The sequence below is a fragment of the Vibrio mediterranei genome, from assembly GCF_900088415.1.
Classification (GTDB): domain Bacteria; phylum Pseudomonadota; class Gammaproteobacteria; order Enterobacterales; family Vibrionaceae; genus Vibrio; species Vibrio mediterranei.
In genome coordinates this window covers 270,237-291,372 of the sequence record NZ_FLLQ01000001.1, presented here as the reverse complement: position 1 = coordinate 291,372, position 21,136 = coordinate 270,237, and the positions used below count along the sequence as shown (strand labels likewise).

The window sequence follows — 21,136 nt, the reverse complement described above, 5'->3', positions numbered from 1 at the left end:
GAAACAGATAAATATATAATACAACCTAGAGCAAATAAAAAAAGCGACTTCATTTAGAAGCCGCTTTTCTACGTTATAGCATTTTAAAATCTGAGCATATTAAAATGTATATTGAGCATTTAAGCGAACAGAACGACCTGGTTGATATACTTGCGTCCATGCTGTTCTGTAATTTTCATCAAAGGCATTAATTAAAGATAAATCAACCTTTAGCCCTTCGAGGTTGCTTGTAGGTTCCCAAGATGCATAAAAGTCAACAAGTTGGTAAGAGTCAAATGGCCCCTCGGTGTAGCCTGTTGGAACTCGATCCTGTGCACTTACGAAAGTAGCCCTAGTACCGATTTTGGTGTCGATATTCCAAAGACCATATTGTAAATGTGCAACCCATTTATCCGCCGGAATGTTAGTAATCCATTCATCAGTATCGGTATCTTTACCACGAGTCTGTCCGTAAGAAAGACCAACTAATAGTTGTTGCCAACGATAGTCAGCGGCGACTTCATACCCCGTAAGCTCAGCGTTATCTATATTGCTTGATTTACTTGTACCAGCACAACCCTCAAAGGAGCCCGGAGGATTGCAAGTTCCTGCTGGAGTCATGTCGACATCTAGATTGATGAAGTCTTTAACTTTATTTTGGAAAGCTGCTGCCGTTATGTCTAAAGAGTCATCCGCAAACACGTTTTCAAAGTTAAATTGGCCCTTCAATTCAATATTATGCGACTTTTCTGGATTTAGTTCTGGATTTGGTACAAAGATATTGCTGGGCCCGCCAGGGTAGTAAGCAAAATGCGTTCCGCTCATAAAAAGTTCTGACGTGTCCGGAGCTCTAAATGCTTCATCGTAACGTACTGACCATGCCATCCATTGTTGGGCTTGCCAAAATAGGCCAACAGAAGGTGACCAAGAAGACTGATTGTTGTCATCGTACCCTTTCGCTTTCGATGTAAAAGAGTCGTAACGTACGCCAATGTCAGCAACTACAGATTCAATGATTTGGTAGTTGATATAACCAAACGCTCCTATAACAGACGTTTGTGCATCTGTTGGTAATTCAGGTCTTCCCGAGACAGAAGCAGCGCGATGTGCATCTAGGTCGTCTAAGTATCCATCAACACCGGTAAATAGTTTCAATTTTCCAGATTCAGACTGGTTTGTAATGTTAAAGCCGGTAGTATTTAACTGAGAAATATCGTCTCCTTTAATCGATGGATCGTTCTCTGTAATCTTGGTGTCATTTCTATAAAGAGATGCTTCTAGGTTCACCCATTCGTTGTTAGGGTTGAAGCTGTAGTCAACGCCGTAAGATTGATCTTTAGTCCTACGGCTAATTAAAGAATCAGGGTCGTTAAGCTGCCCACTAGAATCGCCAACTACGGGCGGGTGTCCATCCAGATCCGCATAACGTAGATTGAAACCGAGTTTATGAGCTTGGTTAATTTGCCAATTAAACTTTGCTAGACCTGTTTTATTAGTCGCTTCTGTTCCATAAAGCGTTGAACCATCCCCCTGCTTCATATAGCCACTATCTTTATAACTACCTGCAAGAATCCAATCGATGTTGTCTTTTTTGTTAGCTAAAGCCGCAGTGTTAGTCCAAACATCTCCATTGTCTTGATAACCTACTTTAACACGACCACCTAAACCGTCGTCTTCAAGGATATCGTCGGCACTCAACGTATTTTGTACTACTACACCACCAATAGCTCCTGAGCCATACAATGAACTTATAGGTCCCTTTACAACTTCGACGCTACCTAAAAGAGAAGGGTCTAAAAAGTAAGTAGGTCGATGTCCGTACTGCATGTTTTGGCGGTTGCCATCAATAATTTGAAGGACCTTGTTACCACTTAATCCTCGAATGTTTATTGATTGATTTCCTGGTACATTTGCTCCGTCAATCGATACGTTGGGTTCGTATTTTATAGCTTCTGCTACCGAGTTGGGCTGGATTTCATCGAGCTTCTCCAAATCCACCTTAGCTACAGAACGAGTTTTGTCCTGATCCGTTTTTTCCGCTCGAGAGCCCGTTACAACCACTTCATTTAGAGAGGACACATCCTCTTCTGCCATAGCATTTGAAGAAAGTGCTAGCACCACTGAGCTAGCGATAATCGACAGTTTAAGTTTCATAGTTCCTTCTTTATATCTGTTCGAATCACATCAAGGATGTTAATTATTACAAATATAAATACGAATTACTATCATTTCCACTTGCGTTAATGGTGATTATTTTCATCTTTACATTGATTTACACGATAATATGCGCTCTATTTTATATAGTCTTTTAGGCACAAAAAAAGGAAGGTAACCCCTTCCTTTCTTAGAAAACTTGAATGATATCTTTAAGCCAAGGATGACTTCATCACTTTTGGCGTTGGAGTAATGCTATCTCTATAGCTAAACCACAAGTAACTTACGGCAATAATGTAGAACAGGTATGAAAGTGCAAAAACTATAGGAGATGTAATCAGGTCATTTGAGATACTGAGACCAACACCAACTACAGTAACGGTCAATTTGGCCATTGTACCTAACAACAATAAGCCCATAGCAAACTGAGGGAACCTAGTACTTGCAAAAGCAATCATGTAACAAGCCCCTACTGCCAGTGAAGCAATAGATAAGCCTAAAAGGTATGAGTGAAGGTGATCAGCTGCCGCATAACCTGCTCCAAGTGAAACACCAAGCAACATTAAAATCTTAGTCATGAACATAAGCTACCTCAACAAAATAGAAAAATAGTATTTGAAATATCCATTTTTCAAATATGCAAACTCATTTTACATGTATTGTCTGCGTTATTTTATCGAAATTCAAGCACGTTTTTTACGCAATTTCTTTATTTAAATCGACGCTATTTTTGCTGTAACAAATAGATAACACAACTTACCCTTGGTCGCCTTTATTTACAGTATGTTACGTATTTTACCTATGCCAATGGTAACCTGGTTAACAATTAAATTACATAAAAGCGTATTCGAATTAATTTGAATTTCTGTGAACAGAACCGGAAACACAATCAATGAAACAAAAAATTAACCTAAAGGTGTACCTAATTTTACATGAGTGAGTTTATTTGAACTAATTCAAATAAATCGATTCCAATCACAGTTTTATTGGTTATAATCCGCGCTCATTTGCGACATATGTTGATAAACGCAAACTTAATTTGAATTTTTAACCCCCGAACATTGTTCGAAATATCAGAGAACCAAAATGAGCAAGATTGATAAAGCTATGCGAATCCTAATTGCTGGATTCTGTATCAACCTTTGTCTTGGCATCCTATATGCTTGGAGTGTCTTCAATAAAGCGTTAGTTAGCGAATGGGGCTGGAGTGCTGCTGATGCATCTTCACCTTATGCTATTGCAACCATCACCTTCTCGATCTGTCTTTTAGTTGCGGGTATTCTTCAAGACCGTATGGGTCCACGTAACATCCTAATTCTAGGTGCAGCACTAACTGGCTTAGGCATGATCGCTTCAAGCTTTGCTCAATCAGTTCTAATGCTAAATATTACCTTTGGTGTTATCACTGGCGCAGGTATCGGTTTTGGCTATGCATGCCTGTCTCCTTCAGCTATGAAGTGGTTCCACCCTTCTAAGAAAGGTATGGTTAATGGCTTAATCGCTGCTGGATTTGGTTTAGCAGCGGTTTATCTGGCGCCTTTGACTTCATCTCTGATTGGACAAATGGGGATCAGTTCTGCGTTTATGGTTCTGGGTGTTGGTGTCTTAATCATTGCAGTTCCACTTGCTGCTACTATCAATAACCCACCAGCAGGTTACGTTCCAGCAGAACCAAAAGTAAAAGCCGGTAAAGCACCGGTTCAAGTTAAAAAGGCTGCCGATATTAGCTGGAAAGCGATGCTTAAAACACCTCAATTTTACTCGCTTTGGATCATGTATGCATTTGCAGCGGCAGCAGGCTTGATGATTATCGGTAACATCACCAATATCGCAAGTGTTCAAGCTAACTTACCAAATGCTGTTTACCTAGCTTCATTACTGGCTATTTTCAACTCTGGTGGTCGTATTGCAGCGGGTATCCTATCGGATAAAATTGGTGGCGTTCGTACGCTGATGCTTGCGTTTATCTTACAAGGCGTAAACATGGTGATGTTTTCGACTTTCACTAGCGAATTCATGCTAATTATCGGTACCGCTGTTGCTGCAGTTGGTTACGGTACGCTTCTAGCTGTATTCCCTTCTCTAACTGCGGAATATTACGGTCTTAAGAACTACGGTACTAATTACGGCGTACTTTACACCTCTTGGGGTATTGGCGGTGCAATCGGTGCAGCAATCGTTGGTTACTCAATGACTCACGGCGGCGGTTATAACCTAGCCTACACTATTTCAGCGGCAATGATGGGCGTTTGTGTGGTTCTGTCTTTCATCACTAAACCAATTTCAGAGCAAAAAGCGACGCAACTTTCAGCGGCTTAACAGCTCTATCTAATATTGTTTCATCAAGGCTCAACGTTCCGTTGAGCCTTTTTTTTGTTAAACGTTGGAAAAATATTGATTTATTAACAAAAATTAGCACTATGCATAACAAGGAATTTGAACGCAATTTGCGTAGCATTGAGAGCTAATGATGAAAACGAAAAGTATTGTCCTTTATTTACTTGTACTGGTGTTTTCTGGTTGCGCCACTTACGCCGGCTTAAACTATGACCAGCTATTTGGGAAACCAGAAGTCCGAGAAAGAACTGTTACCCCAACCTCGCCCACTGCGGATTACTTTCTTACTGAAGTAAAACCAATCATCGATAACCGCTGTGTTGTATGTCATGCGTGCTATGACGCACCTTGTCAGCTAAAATTATCCTCTGTTGATGGAATCGACCGAGGTGCTAGTAAAGAAATGGTATATCAAGGTACTCGCTTAACGGCATCTCAACCAACGCGATTGTTTGAAGACGCACAAAATACCTCTGAGTGGCGAGAACTCGGTTTCTTTCCTGTTTTGAACGAACGTCAACAAACATTAGCTGGTAACTTGGACGCTGGACTGGTCTCTCGAATGATCACTCAAAAAGCCAGACATCCTCTTCCAGAAACGGCACAACTTGAAGGTTTTGATTTCTCTATTGATCGCACTCAAGTTTGCCCGACCATTGAAGAATATGACGCTTATGAATCAGATTATCCGCTCTGGGGAATGCCTTTTGGCATGCCTAATTTGGAACCATCGGAGTATCAAACGCTGATTGCTTGGTTGAGTGCGGGAGCAAAAATGAACGCGCCTATTCCACTGAATGCAGAAGAACAAATGATGGTCGACAAGTATGAAGTATTATTAAACAAAAGTGCTCGCAAAAACCAACTTGCCGCTCGCTATATATATGAACATTTGTATTTGTCTCACTTGTATTTTTCAGAGATTGAGTCTCAACGTCGATTTTTCACCATTGTTCGTTCATCAACTCCTCCAGGAGAACCATTAAAACGTATCGTCACCAGAAGGCCTTATGACGCACCGGGCGTGGACCGTGTCTACTATCGGCTTGTTCCCGTTCGAAGCACCATTGTTGATAAAACCCATATGCCGTTTGCACTTAACGATCAGAAATTGGAACAATGGTATGAATGGTTTATTGAACCGGATTATGTCGTTCAGGCCTTGCCAAGCTACGACATCAATATAGCAGCTAACCCTATGACGGCCTTCAAGGACATACCTGTGAAAGCGCGTTTTAGCTTTATGTTAGACAACGCGCAAAACACTATTATGGCGTATATCAAAGGGCCTGTTTGTCGCGGACAGCTAGCGCTTAATGTAATTAACGATCGTTTCTGGGTGTTCTTTTTAGATCCAGAGAAATCCGATATACCTGCGGTAAGCCAATTTTATCAAGATCAAGCTGACAACTTAAAGCTCCCTAGTGAGCTAGAAAGCAATACCGTCCCAATCACTAACTGGGTCAAGTATTCGAATCAACAGGCTCGATACCTTGAGGCTAAATCTGAGTTTATGAACACGTGGTTTAAGGGTGGAAAGCATCTGACAACTGATGTACTTTGGACCGGGGATGGCGAGAACCCAAATGCTGCGCTAACCGTCTTTAGACATTTCGACAGTGCATCGGTTGTTCAAGGCCTAGTTGGTACTAAACCCAAAACGGCATGGATCTTAGACTATGCGCTGCTTGAGCGTATTCATTACCTACTCGTCGCAGGCTTTGATGTTTATGGGAACTTTGGCCATCAACTTATCACTCGTATGTTTATGGACTTCTTGCGTATGGAAGGAGAAAGTAACTTTTTGGCTCTGTTACCAAATACAGTTAGACATGAAGAATTCAGTAGTTGGTATCAAGACCAAAGTCCGCAATTTAGTGCTTTCTTACAACGAAACATCAAACCATTTAGTCAACCGACTCAAGAGCTTTACTTAACCACAGATTACAAATCTGAGCTATTTGACAAGATTGAAGCCAAACTTGAGCCAGTGCTGCATGACCGATTTAAAATCGTCAACACAGGTCTTTCTGCAGAAAATGAAGCCTTGCTTCAGCAGATCGATAGCATCACAGGTGAAGGACTTAAATCCGTACCACAGATCATTATGGTTATGATAGAAACCGAGTCAGGTAATGAACAGTTATTTACGCTACTGCACAATAATGCTCACATTAATATTTCGAGCTTATTTTCAGAAGAAGCCAACCGCGATTACAAGAATGACAGTCTCACATTTGTGCGTGGAGTGATCGGCAGCTACCCTGCTGCGTACCTAACTCTCAAAGAGCGCGAAATCAGAAATTTCGTTAACGAACTTAAAAATATTCAGGATGAACAGAGTTACATAAAACTGCTAGACAATTATGCAGTTAGACGTAGTAGCAATGAATTCTGGGGTTTTAGCGACCGCGTTCATGAGTTTTACCAACGCACCCAGCCTATCGAATTTGGTCTTTTGGACTATAATCGATTTGAGAACAGATAGGTGCTCTCCGGAACTCTTAGGAGGTGTATGATGAGCATTAAAGATAGCATTGAAGCCATCGAGCAACAGATATATGTTGCCTGTTCAGACGGCGACTACGAGGCCGTAAATATGTTGGAACACCAACTTGAACATTTGAGAGGACTATCAAACAGAGGACTTGATGAAGACCCTTATGCGATTGAACATCGCACCTTTTATGAAGACGAACGGTAAATCATCAAGGACAATCTAATGCAAAGGGCTCATATGAGCCCTTTTTCTGTTTCATGATTTAATAGTGAGCTGATCACCATACACCGCAGCGAGACGCCCATCCGGATCATATAAGGTGATTTCACCATCCTCCCAACGAAACGCGACCAAGTTATACTCGCCTACCATTTGATAGCTAGGTACTAATAAAGCTCTAACCTCAGGACGTTGTTGAAGTGCTTGATATAGAGCCCAGCCCAAAGGCTGTTTTTTCTTCAACAGCTCAAGTCGCCAACCAGGAGAGAACTCTTGATAATATAAACGTAAATCGAGTACTCCATTTATGTCGATATGGTATGAGCATAGCGTCATCGGATCGAGCAAACGTGTTGATGCGCCACCAGCTACCTCGGCAATACACGTTTCCGGCTTCAAACTTAAGTAAAGTGCTGGTGATCCCTTAGGATTGAATCGCCCACCCACGCGCGCAGCCCCTTCAGTACTCAGTGGAGACCATGCCCAAACGGGGTTGTGCATTCGATAACAAACGCCTTGATACCTAGTTAAAGGTGCAGAAAGCAGGCTGGATATCAATGGGTTGGTTTGACTCAAAATCACTCAAAAGAACCCATTTCTTTTGCTGTAATATAATCGTTCAGTGCGACTACACCGTCAGCTTTATACTGCTTAATGATCTCCGAAGGCGTCAATCTACCAAACGAGGCGATCGGTTCTCCAATAAACCATGACCAAGCCGCTTGCTCACTCGAAAACCAAGGTTGAACCCTTCTTAAAAGTGCATGGACCTCTAAAAGACGGGTTTGAATTCTCGCTTGCTTTATGCGGTCCACTCGTTTTAATGACTGAACAGGTAAGTCCACAAATAAAGCGATATGATCAACTGTCGTGTAAAACGCGTTGGCCCATAGTTTGGGATCTTCTAACCCTTCACGTTGTAAACTCAACATTGGCACCTCGACAAATTAATGACATGATATGACGTCAATTATATGTCAATATCAGCAAGTAGTCACCTTTTGGTTCAGTCTGTATATTTATCCAGTACTGCTATCAGTGAGTCTACGGACATTCTCTGAGCCGCAACCAAAGGTTCCAGCAGTTCTAAATATCGTCCAAGTTGATCTTCTGAAGATTCGATGGATAAACAGATTTCAAAAAGTCTACTTAAGCCAAGAGAGCCTGCAGAGCCCTTCATTTTGTGGGCTAACGCCTTAATATCTTTAGCATTATCAATTTGTGCTGCTTGTTCTAACTCGTGTAATGTCTGCTCACTTGTACGAGTAAATGCGTCTACAATCTTGGCCATTCTTTCGATTCCTAGCACTTTGATGTCTGCCTCAATAACACTAGGATCGATAATACCCGTTTGTTCAATAGCAGGTTCTTCATGAGTAGAAATTACATGTTCTTCATTTTTCATTTCGAAATCGCGGCCTTTTAACTTCGTTTGTATCATCTCTTTTAACGCTTCCCTATCTACGGGTTTCGGAAGGTAGCCATCAAAACCTGCTTCTAAGTAGCTCTCAACTTCCTCACTAAATACGTGAGCAGAAACGGCGATCATAGGCGCATGATGTTTTTGTGCTTGAGAATCTTCGATTTCACGAAGTTGATGCATTAGGTCAACGCCATTGCAGTCAGGAAGGTTGATATCAACTAGGACGATATCAAAGTCGTTATGAGAAAAAATATGTTTTGCATCATGGCCACTTTCAGCGCAAATGACATGGTGTCCCATATTCATTAAAAAGCCTTCAGCCACCATTGCGTTAACTGCATTATCTTCAATCAACAGGATGCGGCCATTTACCGTTTTAGTGATACCAAGCGGTTGGATTATTTCTTGTTTATCTATAGTGCATTGCTCCAGTGGAACAACAAACCAAAAGCGGCTACCTTCTTCTAAGTAGGAGTCAACGTAAATTGCCCCATTCATCGCTTTGACCAATTTTTGGCTGATCGCTAAGCCAAGCCCAGTGCCGCCTGCAGTCGAATACCCATTTTCAGCTTGAGTAAATGCGTCAAATAGATTGAGCTGATCCTCAGGGCTGATACCAACTCCTGTATCTGAGACCTCAATCATGACACACGTTTCGTCATCTGGATCGAGTGAGACGTATATATCCACTTGGCCGGAAGGTGTAAACTTAATAGCATTACCAACGAGATTATTAAGCACTTGGCTTAATCGAGTTACATCGCCACAATAGACATCAGACACGTCACTTTCGATATGAAATTTAAAGTCGAGACCTTTCTCTAACGCTTTGCCTAACATAAGTTGATAGCAGTCTTGGATCATACGATAAAGATCAAACGGCTTATTTCTGATTTCTAAATGCCCTGCTTCTATTTTAGAGTAATCGAGCACATCATTGAGAATCGCAAGCAGGTTCTGACCACTTCGATTAATGACATCCAGAAACTTCTGTTGCTGGTTGTTTAGTGGTGTCTCTTCCATTAAAGCCGCTGTACCTAGAACTCCATTCATAGGAGTGCGTATTTCGTGACTCATTGTCGCCAAGAATGCTGATTTAGCGCGGTTGGCCTGTTCCGCAGCATTTCTCGCTTTAGCGTGGTTAAGAACTTCTTGATTTAATCGTTCATTACTCTTCTGAAGTTGTAACGTTCGATCCGCTACTATCTCTTCAAGATGTTCTTTGTGCTCTTGAAGCTCTCTTTTTGCCGCTGCTTCGGCCTCAGCAACCACTTTGAGTGCCTGAGCAGTATTGCGAGCGGTGATGATGGCTTGTCCCATATGAGCAAGTTCATCATTACCCTTGACGGTGACATCCACCTTTAACTGGCCTTTAGCAATGGAAAGTAGTGCTGATGAGTATTCACCTAGACGTTTCACTACGGACACATAAACCACTCGCCATACAATCAAAACAACAACGACAAAACCTGCAATAGATAAAAGAGTTAACGTCCATTGCGCAAAACTTAATGTCGAAGATAGCTCAGCCACTGCTTTCGTGGTCGCCGCATTTGATTGATCGACCAACTTAGACGCCGTGGAGTTTAACGACGTAAACTGTTCTAGGGTCTCTTGCATTAACGTCTTAGAGCGTTGTCTAACATTGTGTTTCTGAGTAAGTAATGAGAAAACGCGCTTTCCTTGAGATAGTTCAGCCAAAAGCTCACTCATTTGCTTAGAACGAGCTGGGTCTTCAACCCCTTTGACTCGTCTTGTCATAATACTGATGTTGTTTTGGTAGTCCTTCTGCAGTTCTTCAATTCGGCCGAGATCTGAAACTGTACGACTCTCCTCAATTTGATTTAGAGTCTTAAAAGCCAATAAGTGCAACTCATGTAATCGTTCCGACAAGTCAAGGTCGACTTCTACCAAACTGTCTAGCGCATCTAGGGCATCGGCTTTATTTTCTTGCTCCAGTAAGCGATATATGTGAGTGACGTTCGCAACGGCGATAGTACTGGTGTTAAGAACCTGAGTGCGCGTTAGCTGCTCGAGTTCTTCTGCTTTTACTCTTAGAAGCTCGACTTCATCATCAATAGACTGATCCAATGTAATAGATTGCTCCACAGCAACTCCAAGCTCGACAAGACTATCAATAATTGATTGGACATAGTTCTCAAGCTCGTTGAGCAATTGCGAATCAAATGAGTCTGAACCTAACGTTTTTATATGAGTGAGGAGCGCTTCCAAACGTGAAAATAACACCTTGCCGGCTTCTTGGTGTTGTTCTTTGGTTTTCGCATTAGACAAGGTTTGGACAGAAGCGATGATACGAGTACTCAACTCTGATACTTCACGCGCTTCGAGCATTGAAGGAATAGCGGTATCGACTACATTGCGCTCTGTTTTAGCAACAAAAGAGAACCCTGATACACCGATAGCCGTTGATAACAGAACCAACATCGCCATAACAAGAAACGAGAATAATAATTTACGGCCAATACTGGCTTTAGCGAGTAACATTAACCACTCCGGCAGAATCCACTTCTTTACTCTTTGATAGTACGCTATATTTTGCAGTGTTGAAGATAGAGATGCCACTAAACGATTAACCAATGTCAAAAAAAAACATATTCCATTCCATTTTCTCTGCTGCCTTGCTCATTTCTAGCTCGCAAGCCATCGCGTCTCAAGAAAAGATCTGTGCAATTTATCCTCACCTCAAAGATTCCTATTGGCTATCCGTTAACTACGGCATGGTTCAAGAAGCCAAAGAGCAAAAAGTAGAGTTGAAAGTGTTAGAGTCTGGTGGCTACCCTAATATTGATAAACAAAGGGCTCAGTTAAGCGCTTGTCGTCAATGGAACGCGGATGCCATTATACTGGGCACCGTCTCGCCTACCGCATTCACACACGATTTATCGGTCTATACAGGTGATGTACCAGTTTTTGCAACCGTTAATCACCTTGTCGTCGACAAACAACAATCTAAACACGTGAAAGGCGTGGTTGGCGTTGATTGGTATTGGATGGGTTACAGAGTTGGAGATTATCTTGCCAAGAAACACCCCAAGGGCTCAGGAAACACCCCTGTAGCATTGCTACCTGGTCCTCGCTCTAGTGGTGGCACGAAGCCCGTCATTCTTGGGTTTCTCGAAGCTATCAAAGATAGCGACATCAATGTAGTAGAAACTCTATGGGCTGACAATGACAAAGAGTTACAGCGTAACTTGGTTCAAAAGGTTATAGAGGACCACGATAGTCTTGCCTATATTGTTGGGAGCGCTGTTGCGATTGAAGCAGCAATCAGTGAACTACGAAGTTCTGGGAAAGAAGATAGTATTGAGCTTTTGTCCATCTACCTCAGTCACGGTGTTTACCGTGGGTTACTGCGAGATAAAGTTCAACTAGCTCCAACAGACAAAATGGTTGAACAAGGTCGCCTCTCATTGCTCCAAGCCACTTCTTACTTGAGAGGTATTCCATTTCAAAAAGACCAAGCACCGAGTATTGAAGTACTTTCACCGACACACTTATCGAGTCTAGCGATTGAAAAATCACTATCTCCTACAGGCTACCGACCTGTCTTCTCAGTCCAAGGAGATTAACTGTCACAGATATCAGCTATCTTCATTGATACTGAGTAATACAACTATTAACATCAAAGTATCTTGATACCTTTCAATTCCAATAACGAATGTGACAATACTTGGTTATTGGAATTGGAAGATAAACACTTAGGAATTGAGTCAAATGCAAAAAACCATTCGTACCATGCCTGCACATAAACATATTGCACTGGTCGCACATGACCATTACAAACCAGAATTGCTGCGCTGGGTACAAGAGAACAAAGAGAAGTTACAAGGTCACTTTCTCTATGCGACCGGCACTACTGGTCACATGTTAAGTAAAGAGACCGGCTTGGCAATCAAAAGTATGATTAGTGGCCCAATGGGTGGCGACCAACAAATCGGTGCGTTGATCTCTGAAGGTAAACTAGACATGCTGATTTTCTTCTGGGATCCACTAAACGCGGTGCCGCATGATCCTGATGTAAAAGCTCTACTGCGTATCGCTAGTGTTTGGAATATCCCTGTAGCTACAAACCGTGCAACGGCCAACTTCCTGTTTGAGTCGAACCTTCTAGAGCAAGAAGTTGAAATCGAAGTCCCAGATTACGATGCATATCTAGCAGAGCGAGTCTAGGTACTCAAGCAAAGCGCCAGTTACTTGCTGGCGCTGTCAATTTGCGACTTTAAGTCCGAGCTAGATGTTCCAACAGTGCAACATTCACTTGCTCCGCTGCTTCAAACTGCAATACGTGACCAGCATTCTTCAATAACACTAAGGTTGTGTTTTCACCCAACATATTAACTACCCTGCTAGCATCTTTAACCGGTATTACTTTGTCTTGGTCACCCCAAATGACCAACTTGTTTATGCCACTTAGTCCGACTACTTTATAATCTTCGCTAGGATCTGTGGAAATTAGGTTATTAGCCGTATCAATAATGGCTCTTCTGAAACCTTTGTATTGCATCTGTTCTGCGAATCTTTTTTCCCAATTAGGCTGTTTTTCCGGATAGACTAAATCATTCAGTTGATTAGCGGCAAGTTTGGGAATAAAGAAACTATAACCAAGCCATTTGCCAATAACTGGTAATGTCAATGGCCCAAGATCAATAGGCTGATTAAACGGCGCAATGTAACCCACACTCAGTACTTTGTGTGGGAATGTTGATGCGTAGGCCGATACTATTGCGCCTCCCATAGACAAGCCAATCAAGTGAAATTTATCCGTCGGCACAACTGCCTGCGTTAGATCTTCTATCTGGTTAACGAATAACAGGCGATCATACGTTGTATTGGGTCGGTCACTAAAACCGCGTCCATACAAATCAAATGTGAGTACTCTGTAGCCAGCATCAACAAGTGCAGAGACGTTTTTTTCCCACATATATGAAGGTGCAGAGAAACCATGAATCAGAACCACTACGTCGCCACTTTCGTCACCTTGTAATTCATAGTGAACATAACCCTCTGATAGTTTGGTAACTCTTCCAGGAACTAGGGCCCGGCTATACTGGTCGAGGTAACATTTCTCTTTGTTACGCATAATGGGTAATAATAGAACGGCAAATATAAGAATAGAAATCGAAATAAGTAGCATCGAAACACTCACGTAATTTAGGTTGCTTCATAGTAGGTGTTTCGTGGCGACGGTTCACCTAAGCAAGCGAGCAAAGTATGCACTTCTCTAATAGTACAATACCAATGCTATCTTTCGAGACACTATATTTGCTGCGGCAGTACCATTGTTAAAAAGACTGAGCCTGGAGAATCTATAGATAGTTGTTCATTTCATGTAGGAGTTTTTCTCTGCGAACAGGCTTTGGCACATACGCATCCATTCCAGCATCAAAACACTTCTGAATATCATCATCGACCACACTCGCTGTTAACGCGATTATTGGCGTTGGGTTCAATCCATTCTCTTTCTCGTACGAGCGGATATCCTGTGTTGCATGAAAGCCATCTTTTACTGGCATCATGCAGTCCATCAAAATGACATCGAACTTACCTTGACTGATAAATAGCTCTAATGCCTCTTGGCCATCAGCTGCTATCACGTAATCAAAACCGGCTTTTTTGAGATGTAGTGATGCAACCTTCTGATTAACTAAATTATCTTCCACCAACAAAACTCTTCCAGAAGAGAGAGCATCAGATACAGACTTCGTCTCTACCGGTGCTGGCCTAGATTTAAGTGTCTGTTCAATCGATGTATTGTTATCGAGCGTAACAGGACTATCGACCGCTCCTTTGAGCTCAATAGCAGATACGATCTTTTCTTTTAGTATTTCGGCTTTGAAGGGTTTAGGTACATAATCATCCATACCCGAGTCAAAACATTTCTGAATGTCATCATCGACCACACTCGCTGTCAAAGCAATAATAGGAGTATGAGGTAGATGGTTATCGGATTCGTGACTGCGTATTTTTTCTGTCGCTTCGAATCCGTCCATAATAGGCATCATACAGTCCATCAAAATAAACGCATAGCTTGTATCTTTCTTGTAATGCTCAATAGCTTCTACGCCGTTGTTTGCAACATCATATTCAAGCCCCATTTTGTTGAGGTGCAAGCTAGCTACTTTTTGATTCACGATATTATCTTCAACTAATAGGACTTTGACTCGTTTGGTAGCGTGAGTGTCGCTGTTTGGAGTAGCTAGCCCTTTATCTAACGTCCGACAGCAAGCTTCAAGAGATTTCAAAAGTCGATTACCCAGCAAAGGGTAAGTAATGAGTGCGCTAATGTTATTGCCAAAGTCCTTATTCGAGCTTGCAAACTGCCTGATTAAACATATCGCCGTTCGATTAGCTTGAATCTCTGCAAAGTGTGTTTCATCCTTATCTGAATTGACGTCTCCGCCTTCAACATAGATTAATAAGGTCTTGTTGTGTGAGTTGAGCAAGTCAACCTCCTGAATTGAACGGCAAACCCGTGCAATATTCAGCTGATAAAAGCCAAGTTCAGTACGTAAACGACGCTCATAGGCTAATGAATCACAAACAATAACGAGCTCATCTAAGACTAATGGACTTCGGTGCTGGTACTCTCTTTCATCAATGGCTAGTTCTAAGGTAAAGTAAAAGCGACTCCCTACTCCCTTCACAGAATCAAGTTGAATTTCCCCTCCCATCAATTCAATCAATTGAGTGCTGATCGCTAATCCTAAACCCGTACCTCCAAACTGTCGCGTTGTGGAATCATCTTCCTGAGCAAACGCTTCGAAGATTTTAGATTGTCTTTCTTTGTCGATGCCAATACCTGAATCCTGAACTTCAAACATCAACGATGCCATATTATTAGACTCACCTTGATAGCGTACCCCTATGGTAACACTGCCTTTATCAGTGAATTTGACGGCATTAGACATAAAATTCATTAACACTTGACGCATACGATGATCATCAGCAAGAACACGAAACGGAACGTTCTGGTCGATATCAACGTTTAGCTCTATGCCTTTCTCTTTGACTTTTGGTGCCACGATCGATGCGATGTCATAAATCGTTTCCCGAATAGAGGTGGAGTGCGGGTTGATTTGAAGCATCCCTGATTCAATTTTCGAAAAGTCTAGGATGTCATTTATTAGGCTTAATAGCAGTTGGGATGAAGTCTCAATTGTATCAACGTAATCTTTTTGAGTAGCAGTCAGCTCCGTATCAGACAAAACTTCAGATATACCGATAACCCCGTTTAAAGGAGTACGAATTTCGTGTGACATGTTCGCCAAGAAACTACTTTTCGCTTTACTCGCTTCGATGGCATTCTCTTTCGCCTGCTCGGCCGCGTTTTTAGCTTCGAGTAATTTCCGTTGACTCTCTTGCTGCTCGTTCGTGAGCCTTTCGACTTCACGTGCAAAACGGCTCAATTCGTCTTTACCACCAATTCGAGCCGTAAGCGGCATGTTTCCAATACTTTTTTCATTCTCTAGGAACGATAGGACCAAGCTCAAGTTACGAGTTACACGATGAGCAAGGCTTATCCCAATGCCCACCACCAAGATAGTTAAAACGCCAACTAATGTTAAAAACAATAGTCTTTGCTTTTCAAAACCAGAGACAAGTTCTCGAATTTCAATTCTAAGTTGTACTTCAATAGACTGGGACACGCCCTGAATCAGATTAAGCCTTAAGTCTAGCGCTTCCATTCCAAGCTTAATATCAGCTACAGGTAAATCAGTTGCACTCTTAGCATTTAAAAGCTGCTCTCTAAAAACCCTGCTTTGTTCAAAAGCAGGGTTGGAAAAGGCTCTAAGCAACAAACTAACTTGAGTTTCATCGGCGTTTATCGCGATAAATCTCTCTACAAAAAGTTGCTGGCTTTGCACTAAGTTAATTATCGATTCTCTTGTTGATAGCATCGCAACACTATCTGTTTGATCGTCATTTACTAAAGTATTGATCTGCCATATTTCTTCCCCCGCCCAAAACATTAGCCACTCTAATTGTGCGACAGATACCAAATGTCCACCAACTTGTGGGATCACGGCTGTTAATGGCGTTTTCTCTACAAACAACAGTAATTGCTTGTAACTCTCATTTTGCCAATCAACGAGCTCATTAGTCTCCGCTATGTCTTGGCTCTCTCTAATTGATTCAATCGTTTCAAAATAGTCAGTAAGAATGTTATCAATCCGTTTTAGATCTTCCACATCGTATATTTTTGCGGCGTACTGCTGGAGAGAATCAAGAACGGGGGAAAGCTCAACCGTCGTCTTATTTAGCCTCGTATTGTTTGACTGCGACTGTGTATCAGAGAGTATTTCTGAAAAACGCACTAGCGCTTCTACTTTTTCAAGATTGTTTAGTTGGAGGTTTAGGGTAGAAATCTGACGAGATGCCAAGAAGATAATCAGTGCTATCGGTAGTAACACAAGTAAAACCATTTTACGTTGAACCGACAAATTATTCCAAAAGTTAAGTTGCCTCATTCCCTTGCCCAACTAAAGTTTAGATACTTTGAGTGTAGGACATCATAGAGACAGGTCGAACTAATCGACTAATTTAATGAAATTTTTTACCAAAAGCCTGTTATCGCCACCACTTAATACTCTCGTCACGCTCAGGATCCAAATATCGATTTAAGTAGTTTAATAAAGTGTCGAATAAAGAAAGATCGTTCTCTATATCACTGGTGTTCTCTGTTGACGATGTTCTTTCAACTGCTGCCCTCAAAGCCGGCAGTTGATCATACAATACAGCATGAGTTGTAGGCGAAACGATACCTTCTAACTGTGCTAATGCACTATGGGCAATGGATAATGGTTTTACGATAACTTCAGATAAAGGACGTCTGTACACCTTATCCCTAACCCCCTCCAAATACACGCGGTATGTCGTCAGTTCATCTAACAAGAGGAACAACTGTCCATTTATACAGCTGTGAGGATAAGGTACTGGGAAATGTGACTTTATGTCAGGTGAGATATTTAAATTCAACCCTGCTCGCTGGCATTCAGATTTTAGGTAGCGTAGCAAACCTTGCTCATCGAGTAAGGACTGGATAGTAAACATTCTTGCCAAGTGGTAATCATTCGAAACGAACCTAACCTCGATTTGCGCACCGTTTTGTAGCAATTCACTTTCCAGTAGTACCTCAGACAAGTGAATGATGTTTTCCACCGTACTTGTTGATTTTTCTTCAAGTAAAACAGCGCCAATGTTGGAGTTGGTCATCGATGAAAGGCCGGTTTCAAACGCTTCAAACATTAATCGAGCTTCGGAAACTGATTGCCCATTCGTCATACCACCACAAAATGCAATGATCGATGAACTACAGTCATTGCTGCCAACATGACGCAAGATTTCTTCCACTCTAGACATCCCTTCCAGAGTGAGTGCATTTTTGTTGAGGCGCTTTCCTAGAACAACGATAAGTTGATCGAATTCCTTTTCTTTCACCGATGTCGTCCTTTAAATAATTTCCCAGGAGTGAGTCATTTCAACGCCGGCACCAAGCATGAGACATACCGAGCAATATTTCTCTAATGAGTCTTTAGTTACCTTAGCCACTAACGCTTCATCAAGATTGTCGCCACTGACTTCAAAATGGATGTTAATTGCAGTAAAGATTCTTGGTGCGATCTCACGTCGTTCTGTCGTTAGCTTCGCATTTACCGACGTTACGGCTTGGTTTTCTGACTTTAATCCATCAACTACATCAACTGAGCTACAACCACCTGCTGCCATTAGAACCATTTCCATCGGACTTGGCGCGGTTTCGCCACCACTGCCATCCATCACGATTGAATGACCAGATTGAGATTGTCCTAAAAACTTGAATCCTTCGATCCATTTCACTTCCGCTTGCATATAAACCTCTGCAGTCCGACTGATTGTAAGGACTGAGATAGTAACCGATAAAACGGCAATTTGAAATTTTTCCCCGGGCTGCTCTGTCTACTAGAAATAACAAACACTACTTAATTTGGAGCTTTAATGTCGAAATTCACCAAACTACTTATTGCAATAGTAGCGGCCGTTCCACTTCTTTGGCTTGTTATACCTCGTGAGGGGATGGCAGACTCCCCTAAAACACAAGCGGCGAATCAAGAGATCGCGACTTTAGCGGGTGGCTGTTTCTGGTGTACTGAATCTGATTTAGAACAGTTGCCTGGAGTGACAGAAGTTGTGTCTGGTTATGCGGGAGGTCAACAACAAAACCCGACTTACCGCCAAGTCGCGAGTGGCAAATCAGGTCATATTGAAGTTGTTCAAGTAATCTATGATGCTGACGAAGTCTCGTACGAGCAAGTTCTTGACTACTTCTTTCGTCATATTGATCCAACTGATGATAAAGGCTCATTCGTAGATCGAGGGCCGCAATATCGCCCTGCTATTTTCTACCATAACACCGAGCAAAAGCAGATTGCGGAGCGATTTATGTCTGAGATAGATTCACTCGGTGTGTTTCAAAAACCTCTCGCTACCGAGTTGATTGCTTTTGATACTTTCTGGCCTGCGGAGGAATATCATCAGGATTTTTATAAAAAAAGTAGCTTGAAATACAAATACTATCGATACAACTCGGGTCGTGACCAATACCTAGATGAGATTTTCGGTGAAGACAGAAAAGATAATCCAATGACCCTTCGCCAAATGATAGATAGTCAGGCCAGTAAAAGCTCATTAAAGCCTTATTCAAGGCCAAATGACAACGAAATCAAACAGACCCTTACTGAGTTACAGTTCTATGTTACTCAAGAAGATGGTACAGAAAAGCCATTCAACAATGAGTATTGGGATAACAAAGAGGATGGTATCTACGTAGATGTTGTTAGCGGAGAGCCTTTATTTTCTTCCACTGACAAGTACAAGTCGGGAACAGGCTGGCCTAGCTTCACCAAACCTATAAACGAAAGTTACATTGTCACAAATACTGATTACAAGATGATTTTTCCAAGAACTGAAGTAAGAAGCAGATTTGCAGATTCTCATCTTGGACATGTGTTTAAGGATGGCCCCGCTCCTACAGGACTGCGTTACTGTATGAACTCAGCGGCAATGCGTTTTATTCCAAAATCAAAGCTTGCACAGCAAGGTTATGAACAATACTTAGCTTTGTTTGACCAATAAGTGGGCAGCATAAACTTATGCTGCAAGTGTTGCTCATTTTTCAAAGGTTGAACGCACGCGATACCAGTCGACTCTCGGTATCGCGTTTCTTTTTTGTATCAAGAAAAGGAGCTGTTCCATAAAATAAAAATCACTTTCTGCATGTACTATCCTTATTAACCTGAGTAATATCCGATAATTACAATTCATTTACTCATTGATTGTTCTGAACAATGACATTGAGTTAAAGAAAGGTTTCTAACGGCGATGAATAGTTCAATGGATACACTACAAAACTATATTCAATCTTTTGGCTACGATCTATTAAGTAATCTACTGCTGATCACTGGTGGTAGCTTCCTTCTTTGGGTTATTTGGCGAATATTCTATGGGCGACTTGAAGCACTAACTCAAAGAACCAATCTTGTATGGGATGACCTACTCATCAAAGCGGTTAAGGCTCCAATTAGTGTCCTCATTTGGCTATGGCCTGCCACCGTCTCTATTGGGTTAGTGTTGAGCTCTCATACAGAAACGGATACAAGTTGGTTAAATAAAGTTGACTTACTGCTTGTTATATCAACCTTTATCTGGATTTTTCTTCGACTTATTCAAAACGTTGAAGAGCATGTCTTGGCTCAGAAAAAGCGCGATGAGACGACCGTTCAGGCCATAGCAAAAGTAGCGCGCTTGTTTTTTATCTCTATAGGCATTTTGACAGTAATGCAGGCGCTAGGCCTAAGTCTATCAGGTCTACTTACTTTTGGTGGTGTCGGTGGCTTAATTGTCGGTCTCGCGGCTAAAGACCTACTGTCTAATTTCTTCGGCGGTATGATGATTTATTTCGACCGCCCTTTTAAGGTTGGTGATTGGATACGCTCTCCAGACCGAGCAATAGAAGGAACTGTAGAACGTATTGGTTGGAGGATGACCATTATTCGAACTTTTGATAAAAGACCGCTCTATGTTCCAAACTCTGTTTTCAGCAACATTGTCGTCGAAAATCCCTCTCGTATGCTTAATCGTAGAATCTATGAAACGATTGGTCTTCGTTATGACGATGGAGACAAAGTCAGTCAGATTGTTGATGAAGTGAAAACCATGCTAGAAAATCATAAAGATATCGACACCAAACAGACACTGATGGTGAATTTCGATAAATTTGGTCCTTCTTCGCTTAACTTTTTTATCTATACCTTTACCAAAACAGTAAACTGGGCTCGCTATCATGAAGTAAAGCAAGATGTCTTATTACAAGTAATGGACATTATTAAGAAAAATGACGCTGATATCGCCTACCCTACGCAAACTTTGAAACTTGATCCTGTCTCGATTCACGAACACCCCACTGTGAAAGACATCATTGTTGAGTGACTTTAAAAGGGAGCATTTAATGCTCCCTTTTCCGTCAT

Annotated in this window: 16 protein-coding genes; 7 read left to right on the top strand and 9 right to left on the bottom strand. The window is 41.7% G+C overall.

Features of this window, described 5'->3' with window-relative positions; translation table 11 throughout:
- Nucleotides 1-99: 99 nt before the first annotated feature.
- Complete coding sequence (locus VME0621_RS01270; protein ID WP_062461531.1) at nucleotides 100-2,133, bottom strand: TonB-dependent hemoglobin/transferrin/lactoferrin family receptor; 2,034 nt, start codon at nucleotides 2,131-2,133, stop codon at nucleotides 100-102.
- 212 nt (nucleotides 2,134-2,345) lie between these two features.
- Complete coding sequence (locus tag VME0621_RS01265) at nucleotides 2,346-2,711, bottom strand: hypothetical protein (protein WP_006074906.1); 366 nt, start codon at nucleotides 2,709-2,711, stop codon at nucleotides 2,346-2,348.
- 508 nt (nucleotides 2,712-3,219) lie between these two features.
- On the opposite strand from VME0621_RS01265, the gene VME0621_RS01260 reads away from it, so the two are divergent.
- From VME0621_RS01260 to VME0621_RS01250, 3 genes are all read left to right on the top strand, one after another.
- Nucleotides 3,220-4,452, top strand: coding sequence for an L-lactate MFS transporter (locus VME0621_RS01260; protein WP_062461528.1), 1,233 nt, complete (start codon nucleotides 3,220-3,222; stop codon nucleotides 4,450-4,452).
- A 151-nt stretch (nucleotides 4,453-4,603) separates the two neighbouring features.
- Entirely contained in the window at nucleotides 4,604-6,958 is a 2,355-nt protein-coding gene (locus VME0621_RS01255; RefSeq protein ID WP_062461585.1) for a fatty acid cis/trans isomerase, read from the top strand.
- A gap of 30 nt (nucleotides 6,959-6,988) precedes the next feature.
- Nucleotides 6,989-7,174, top strand: coding sequence for a hypothetical protein (locus tag VME0621_RS01250; protein WP_006074903.1), 186 nt, complete (start codon nucleotides 6,989-6,991; stop codon nucleotides 7,172-7,174).
- A gap of 51 nt (nucleotides 7,175-7,225) precedes the next feature.
- On the opposite strand, the gene VME0621_RS01245 is transcribed toward VME0621_RS01250, so the two are convergent.
- The 3 genes from VME0621_RS01245 to torS all read right to left on the bottom strand — a co-directional run bounded on the left by VME0621_RS01245 (nucleotide 7,226) and on the right by torS (nucleotide 11,117).
- On the bottom strand, nucleotides 7,226-7,690 hold the full coding sequence (locus VME0621_RS01245) for an RES family NAD+ phosphorylase (RefSeq protein ID WP_062461525.1): 465 nt from the start codon (nucleotides 7,688-7,690) through the stop codon (nucleotides 7,226-7,228).
- Nucleotides 7,691-7,767: 77 nt separating this feature from the next.
- Entirely contained in the window at nucleotides 7,768-8,121 is a 354-nt protein-coding gene (locus VME0621_RS01240) for a hypothetical protein (protein WP_062461522.1), read from the bottom strand.
- A gap of 74 nt (nucleotides 8,122-8,195) precedes the next feature.
- Complete coding sequence (gene torS, locus VME0621_RS01235) at nucleotides 8,196-11,117, bottom strand: TMAO reductase system sensor histidine kinase/response regulator TorS (RefSeq protein ID WP_065311643.1); 2,922 nt, start codon at nucleotides 11,115-11,117, stop codon at nucleotides 8,196-8,198.
- A 92-nt stretch (nucleotides 11,118-11,209) separates the two neighbouring features.
- On the opposite strand from torS, the gene torT reads away from it, so the two are divergent.
- Together torT and VME0621_RS01225 are read left to right on the top strand one after the other, a co-directional pair.
- The gene (gene torT, locus VME0621_RS01230) at nucleotides 11,210-12,202 is read left to right on the top strand and encodes a TMAO reductase system periplasmic protein TorT (protein ID WP_062461515.1); all 993 of its coding nucleotides are present in this window, start codon (nucleotides 11,210-11,212) and stop codon (nucleotides 12,200-12,202) included.
- 145 nt (nucleotides 12,203-12,347) lie between these two features.
- Nucleotides 12,348-12,803 (top strand): methylglyoxal synthase, encoded by a 456-nt coding sequence (locus tag VME0621_RS01225; RefSeq protein WP_006074898.1) that lies wholly within the window; start codon nucleotides 12,348-12,350, stop codon nucleotides 12,801-12,803.
- A gap of 49 nt (nucleotides 12,804-12,852) precedes the next feature.
- On the opposite strand, the gene VME0621_RS01220 is transcribed toward VME0621_RS01225, so the two are convergent.
- The 4 genes from VME0621_RS01220 to VME0621_RS01205 form a co-directional block, all read right to left on the bottom strand.
- On the bottom strand, nucleotides 12,853-13,767 hold the full coding sequence (locus VME0621_RS01220; protein ID WP_062461512.1) for an alpha/beta fold hydrolase: 915 nt from the start codon (nucleotides 13,765-13,767) through the stop codon (nucleotides 12,853-12,855).
- 172 nt (nucleotides 13,768-13,939) lie between these two features.
- On the bottom strand, nucleotides 13,940-17,101 hold the full coding sequence (locus VME0621_RS01215; protein WP_062461509.1) for a response regulator: 3,162 nt from the start codon (nucleotides 17,099-17,101) through the stop codon (nucleotides 13,940-13,942).
- Between the two features lie 100 nt (nucleotides 17,102-17,201).
- Nucleotides 17,202-18,071, bottom strand: coding sequence for a YdcF family protein (locus VME0621_RS01210; RefSeq protein WP_062461506.1), 870 nt, complete (start codon nucleotides 18,069-18,071; stop codon nucleotides 17,202-17,204).
- Between the two features lie 12 nt (nucleotides 18,072-18,083).
- Nucleotides 18,084-18,482 (bottom strand): OsmC family protein, encoded by a 399-nt coding sequence (locus VME0621_RS01205; protein ID WP_038226897.1) that lies wholly within the window; start codon nucleotides 18,480-18,482, stop codon nucleotides 18,084-18,086.
- A 126-nt stretch (nucleotides 18,483-18,608) separates the two neighbouring features.
- On the opposite strand from VME0621_RS01205, the gene msrB reads away from it, so the two are divergent.
- The gene (gene msrB / locus VME0621_RS01200; RefSeq protein WP_062461503.1) at nucleotides 18,609-19,745 is read left to right on the top strand and encodes a peptide-methionine (R)-S-oxide reductase MsrB; all 1,137 of its coding nucleotides are present in this window, start codon (nucleotides 18,609-18,611) and stop codon (nucleotides 19,743-19,745) included.
- Nucleotides 19,746-20,003: 258 nt separating this feature from the next.
- Nucleotides 20,004-21,098, top strand: a complete 1,095-nt coding sequence (locus VME0621_RS01195; protein WP_370736745.1) for a mechanosensitive ion channel family protein — start codon at nucleotides 20,004-20,006, stop codon at nucleotides 21,096-21,098.
- Nucleotides 21,099-21,136: the final 38 nt, after the last annotated feature.

Excerpts from the sequence above, each read along its gene's own strand:
- VME0621_RS01270 (WP_062461531.1), bottom strand. The coding sequence starts at position 2,133 with ATGAAACTTAAACTGTCGATTATCGCTAGCTCAGTGGTGCTAGCACTT.
- VME0621_RS01265 (WP_006074906.1), bottom strand. The coding sequence starts at position 2,711 with ATGACTAAGATTTTAATGTTGCTTGGTGTTTCACTTGGAGCAGGTTAT.
- VME0621_RS01260 (WP_062461528.1), top strand. The coding sequence starts at position 3,220 with ATGAGCAAGATTGATAAAGCTATGCGAATCCTAATTGCTGGATTCTGT.
- VME0621_RS01255 (WP_062461585.1), top strand. The coding sequence starts at position 4,604 with ATGAAAACGAAAAGTATTGTCCTTTATTTACTTGTACTGGTGTTTTCT.
- VME0621_RS01250 (WP_006074903.1), top strand. The coding sequence starts at position 6,989 with ATGAGCATTAAAGATAGCATTGAAGCCATCGAGCAACAGATATATGTT.
- VME0621_RS01245 (WP_062461525.1), bottom strand. The coding sequence starts at position 7,690 with ATGCACAACCCCGTTTGGGCATGGTCTCCACTGAGTACTGAAGGGGCT.
- VME0621_RS01240 (WP_062461522.1), bottom strand. The coding sequence starts at position 8,121 with ATGTTGAGTTTACAACGTGAAGGGTTAGAAGATCCCAAACTATGGGCC.
- torS (WP_065311643.1), bottom strand. The coding sequence starts at position 11,117 with ATGTTACTCGCTAAAGCCAGTATTGGCCGTAAATTATTATTCTCGTTT.
- torT (WP_062461515.1), top strand. The coding sequence starts at position 11,210 with ATGTCAAAAAAAAACATATTCCATTCCATTTTCTCTGCTGCCTTGCTC.
- VME0621_RS01225 (WP_006074898.1), top strand. The coding sequence starts at position 12,348 with ATGCAAAAAACCATTCGTACCATGCCTGCACATAAACATATTGCACTG.
- VME0621_RS01220 (WP_062461512.1), bottom strand. The coding sequence starts at position 13,767 with ATGCTACTTATTTCGATTTCTATTCTTATATTTGCCGTTCTATTATTA.
- VME0621_RS01215 (WP_062461509.1), bottom strand. The coding sequence starts at position 17,101 with ATGAGGCAACTTAACTTTTGGAATAATTTGTCGGTTCAACGTAAAATG.
- VME0621_RS01205 (WP_038226897.1), bottom strand. The coding sequence starts at position 18,482 with ATGCAAGCGGAAGTGAAATGGATCGAAGGATTCAAGTTTTTAGGACAA.
- msrB (WP_062461503.1), top strand. The coding sequence starts at position 18,609 with ATGTCGAAATTCACCAAACTACTTATTGCAATAGTAGCGGCCGTTCCA.
- VME0621_RS01195 (WP_370736745.1), top strand. The coding sequence starts at position 20,004 with ATGGATACACTACAAAACTATATTCAATCTTTTGGCTACGATCTATTA.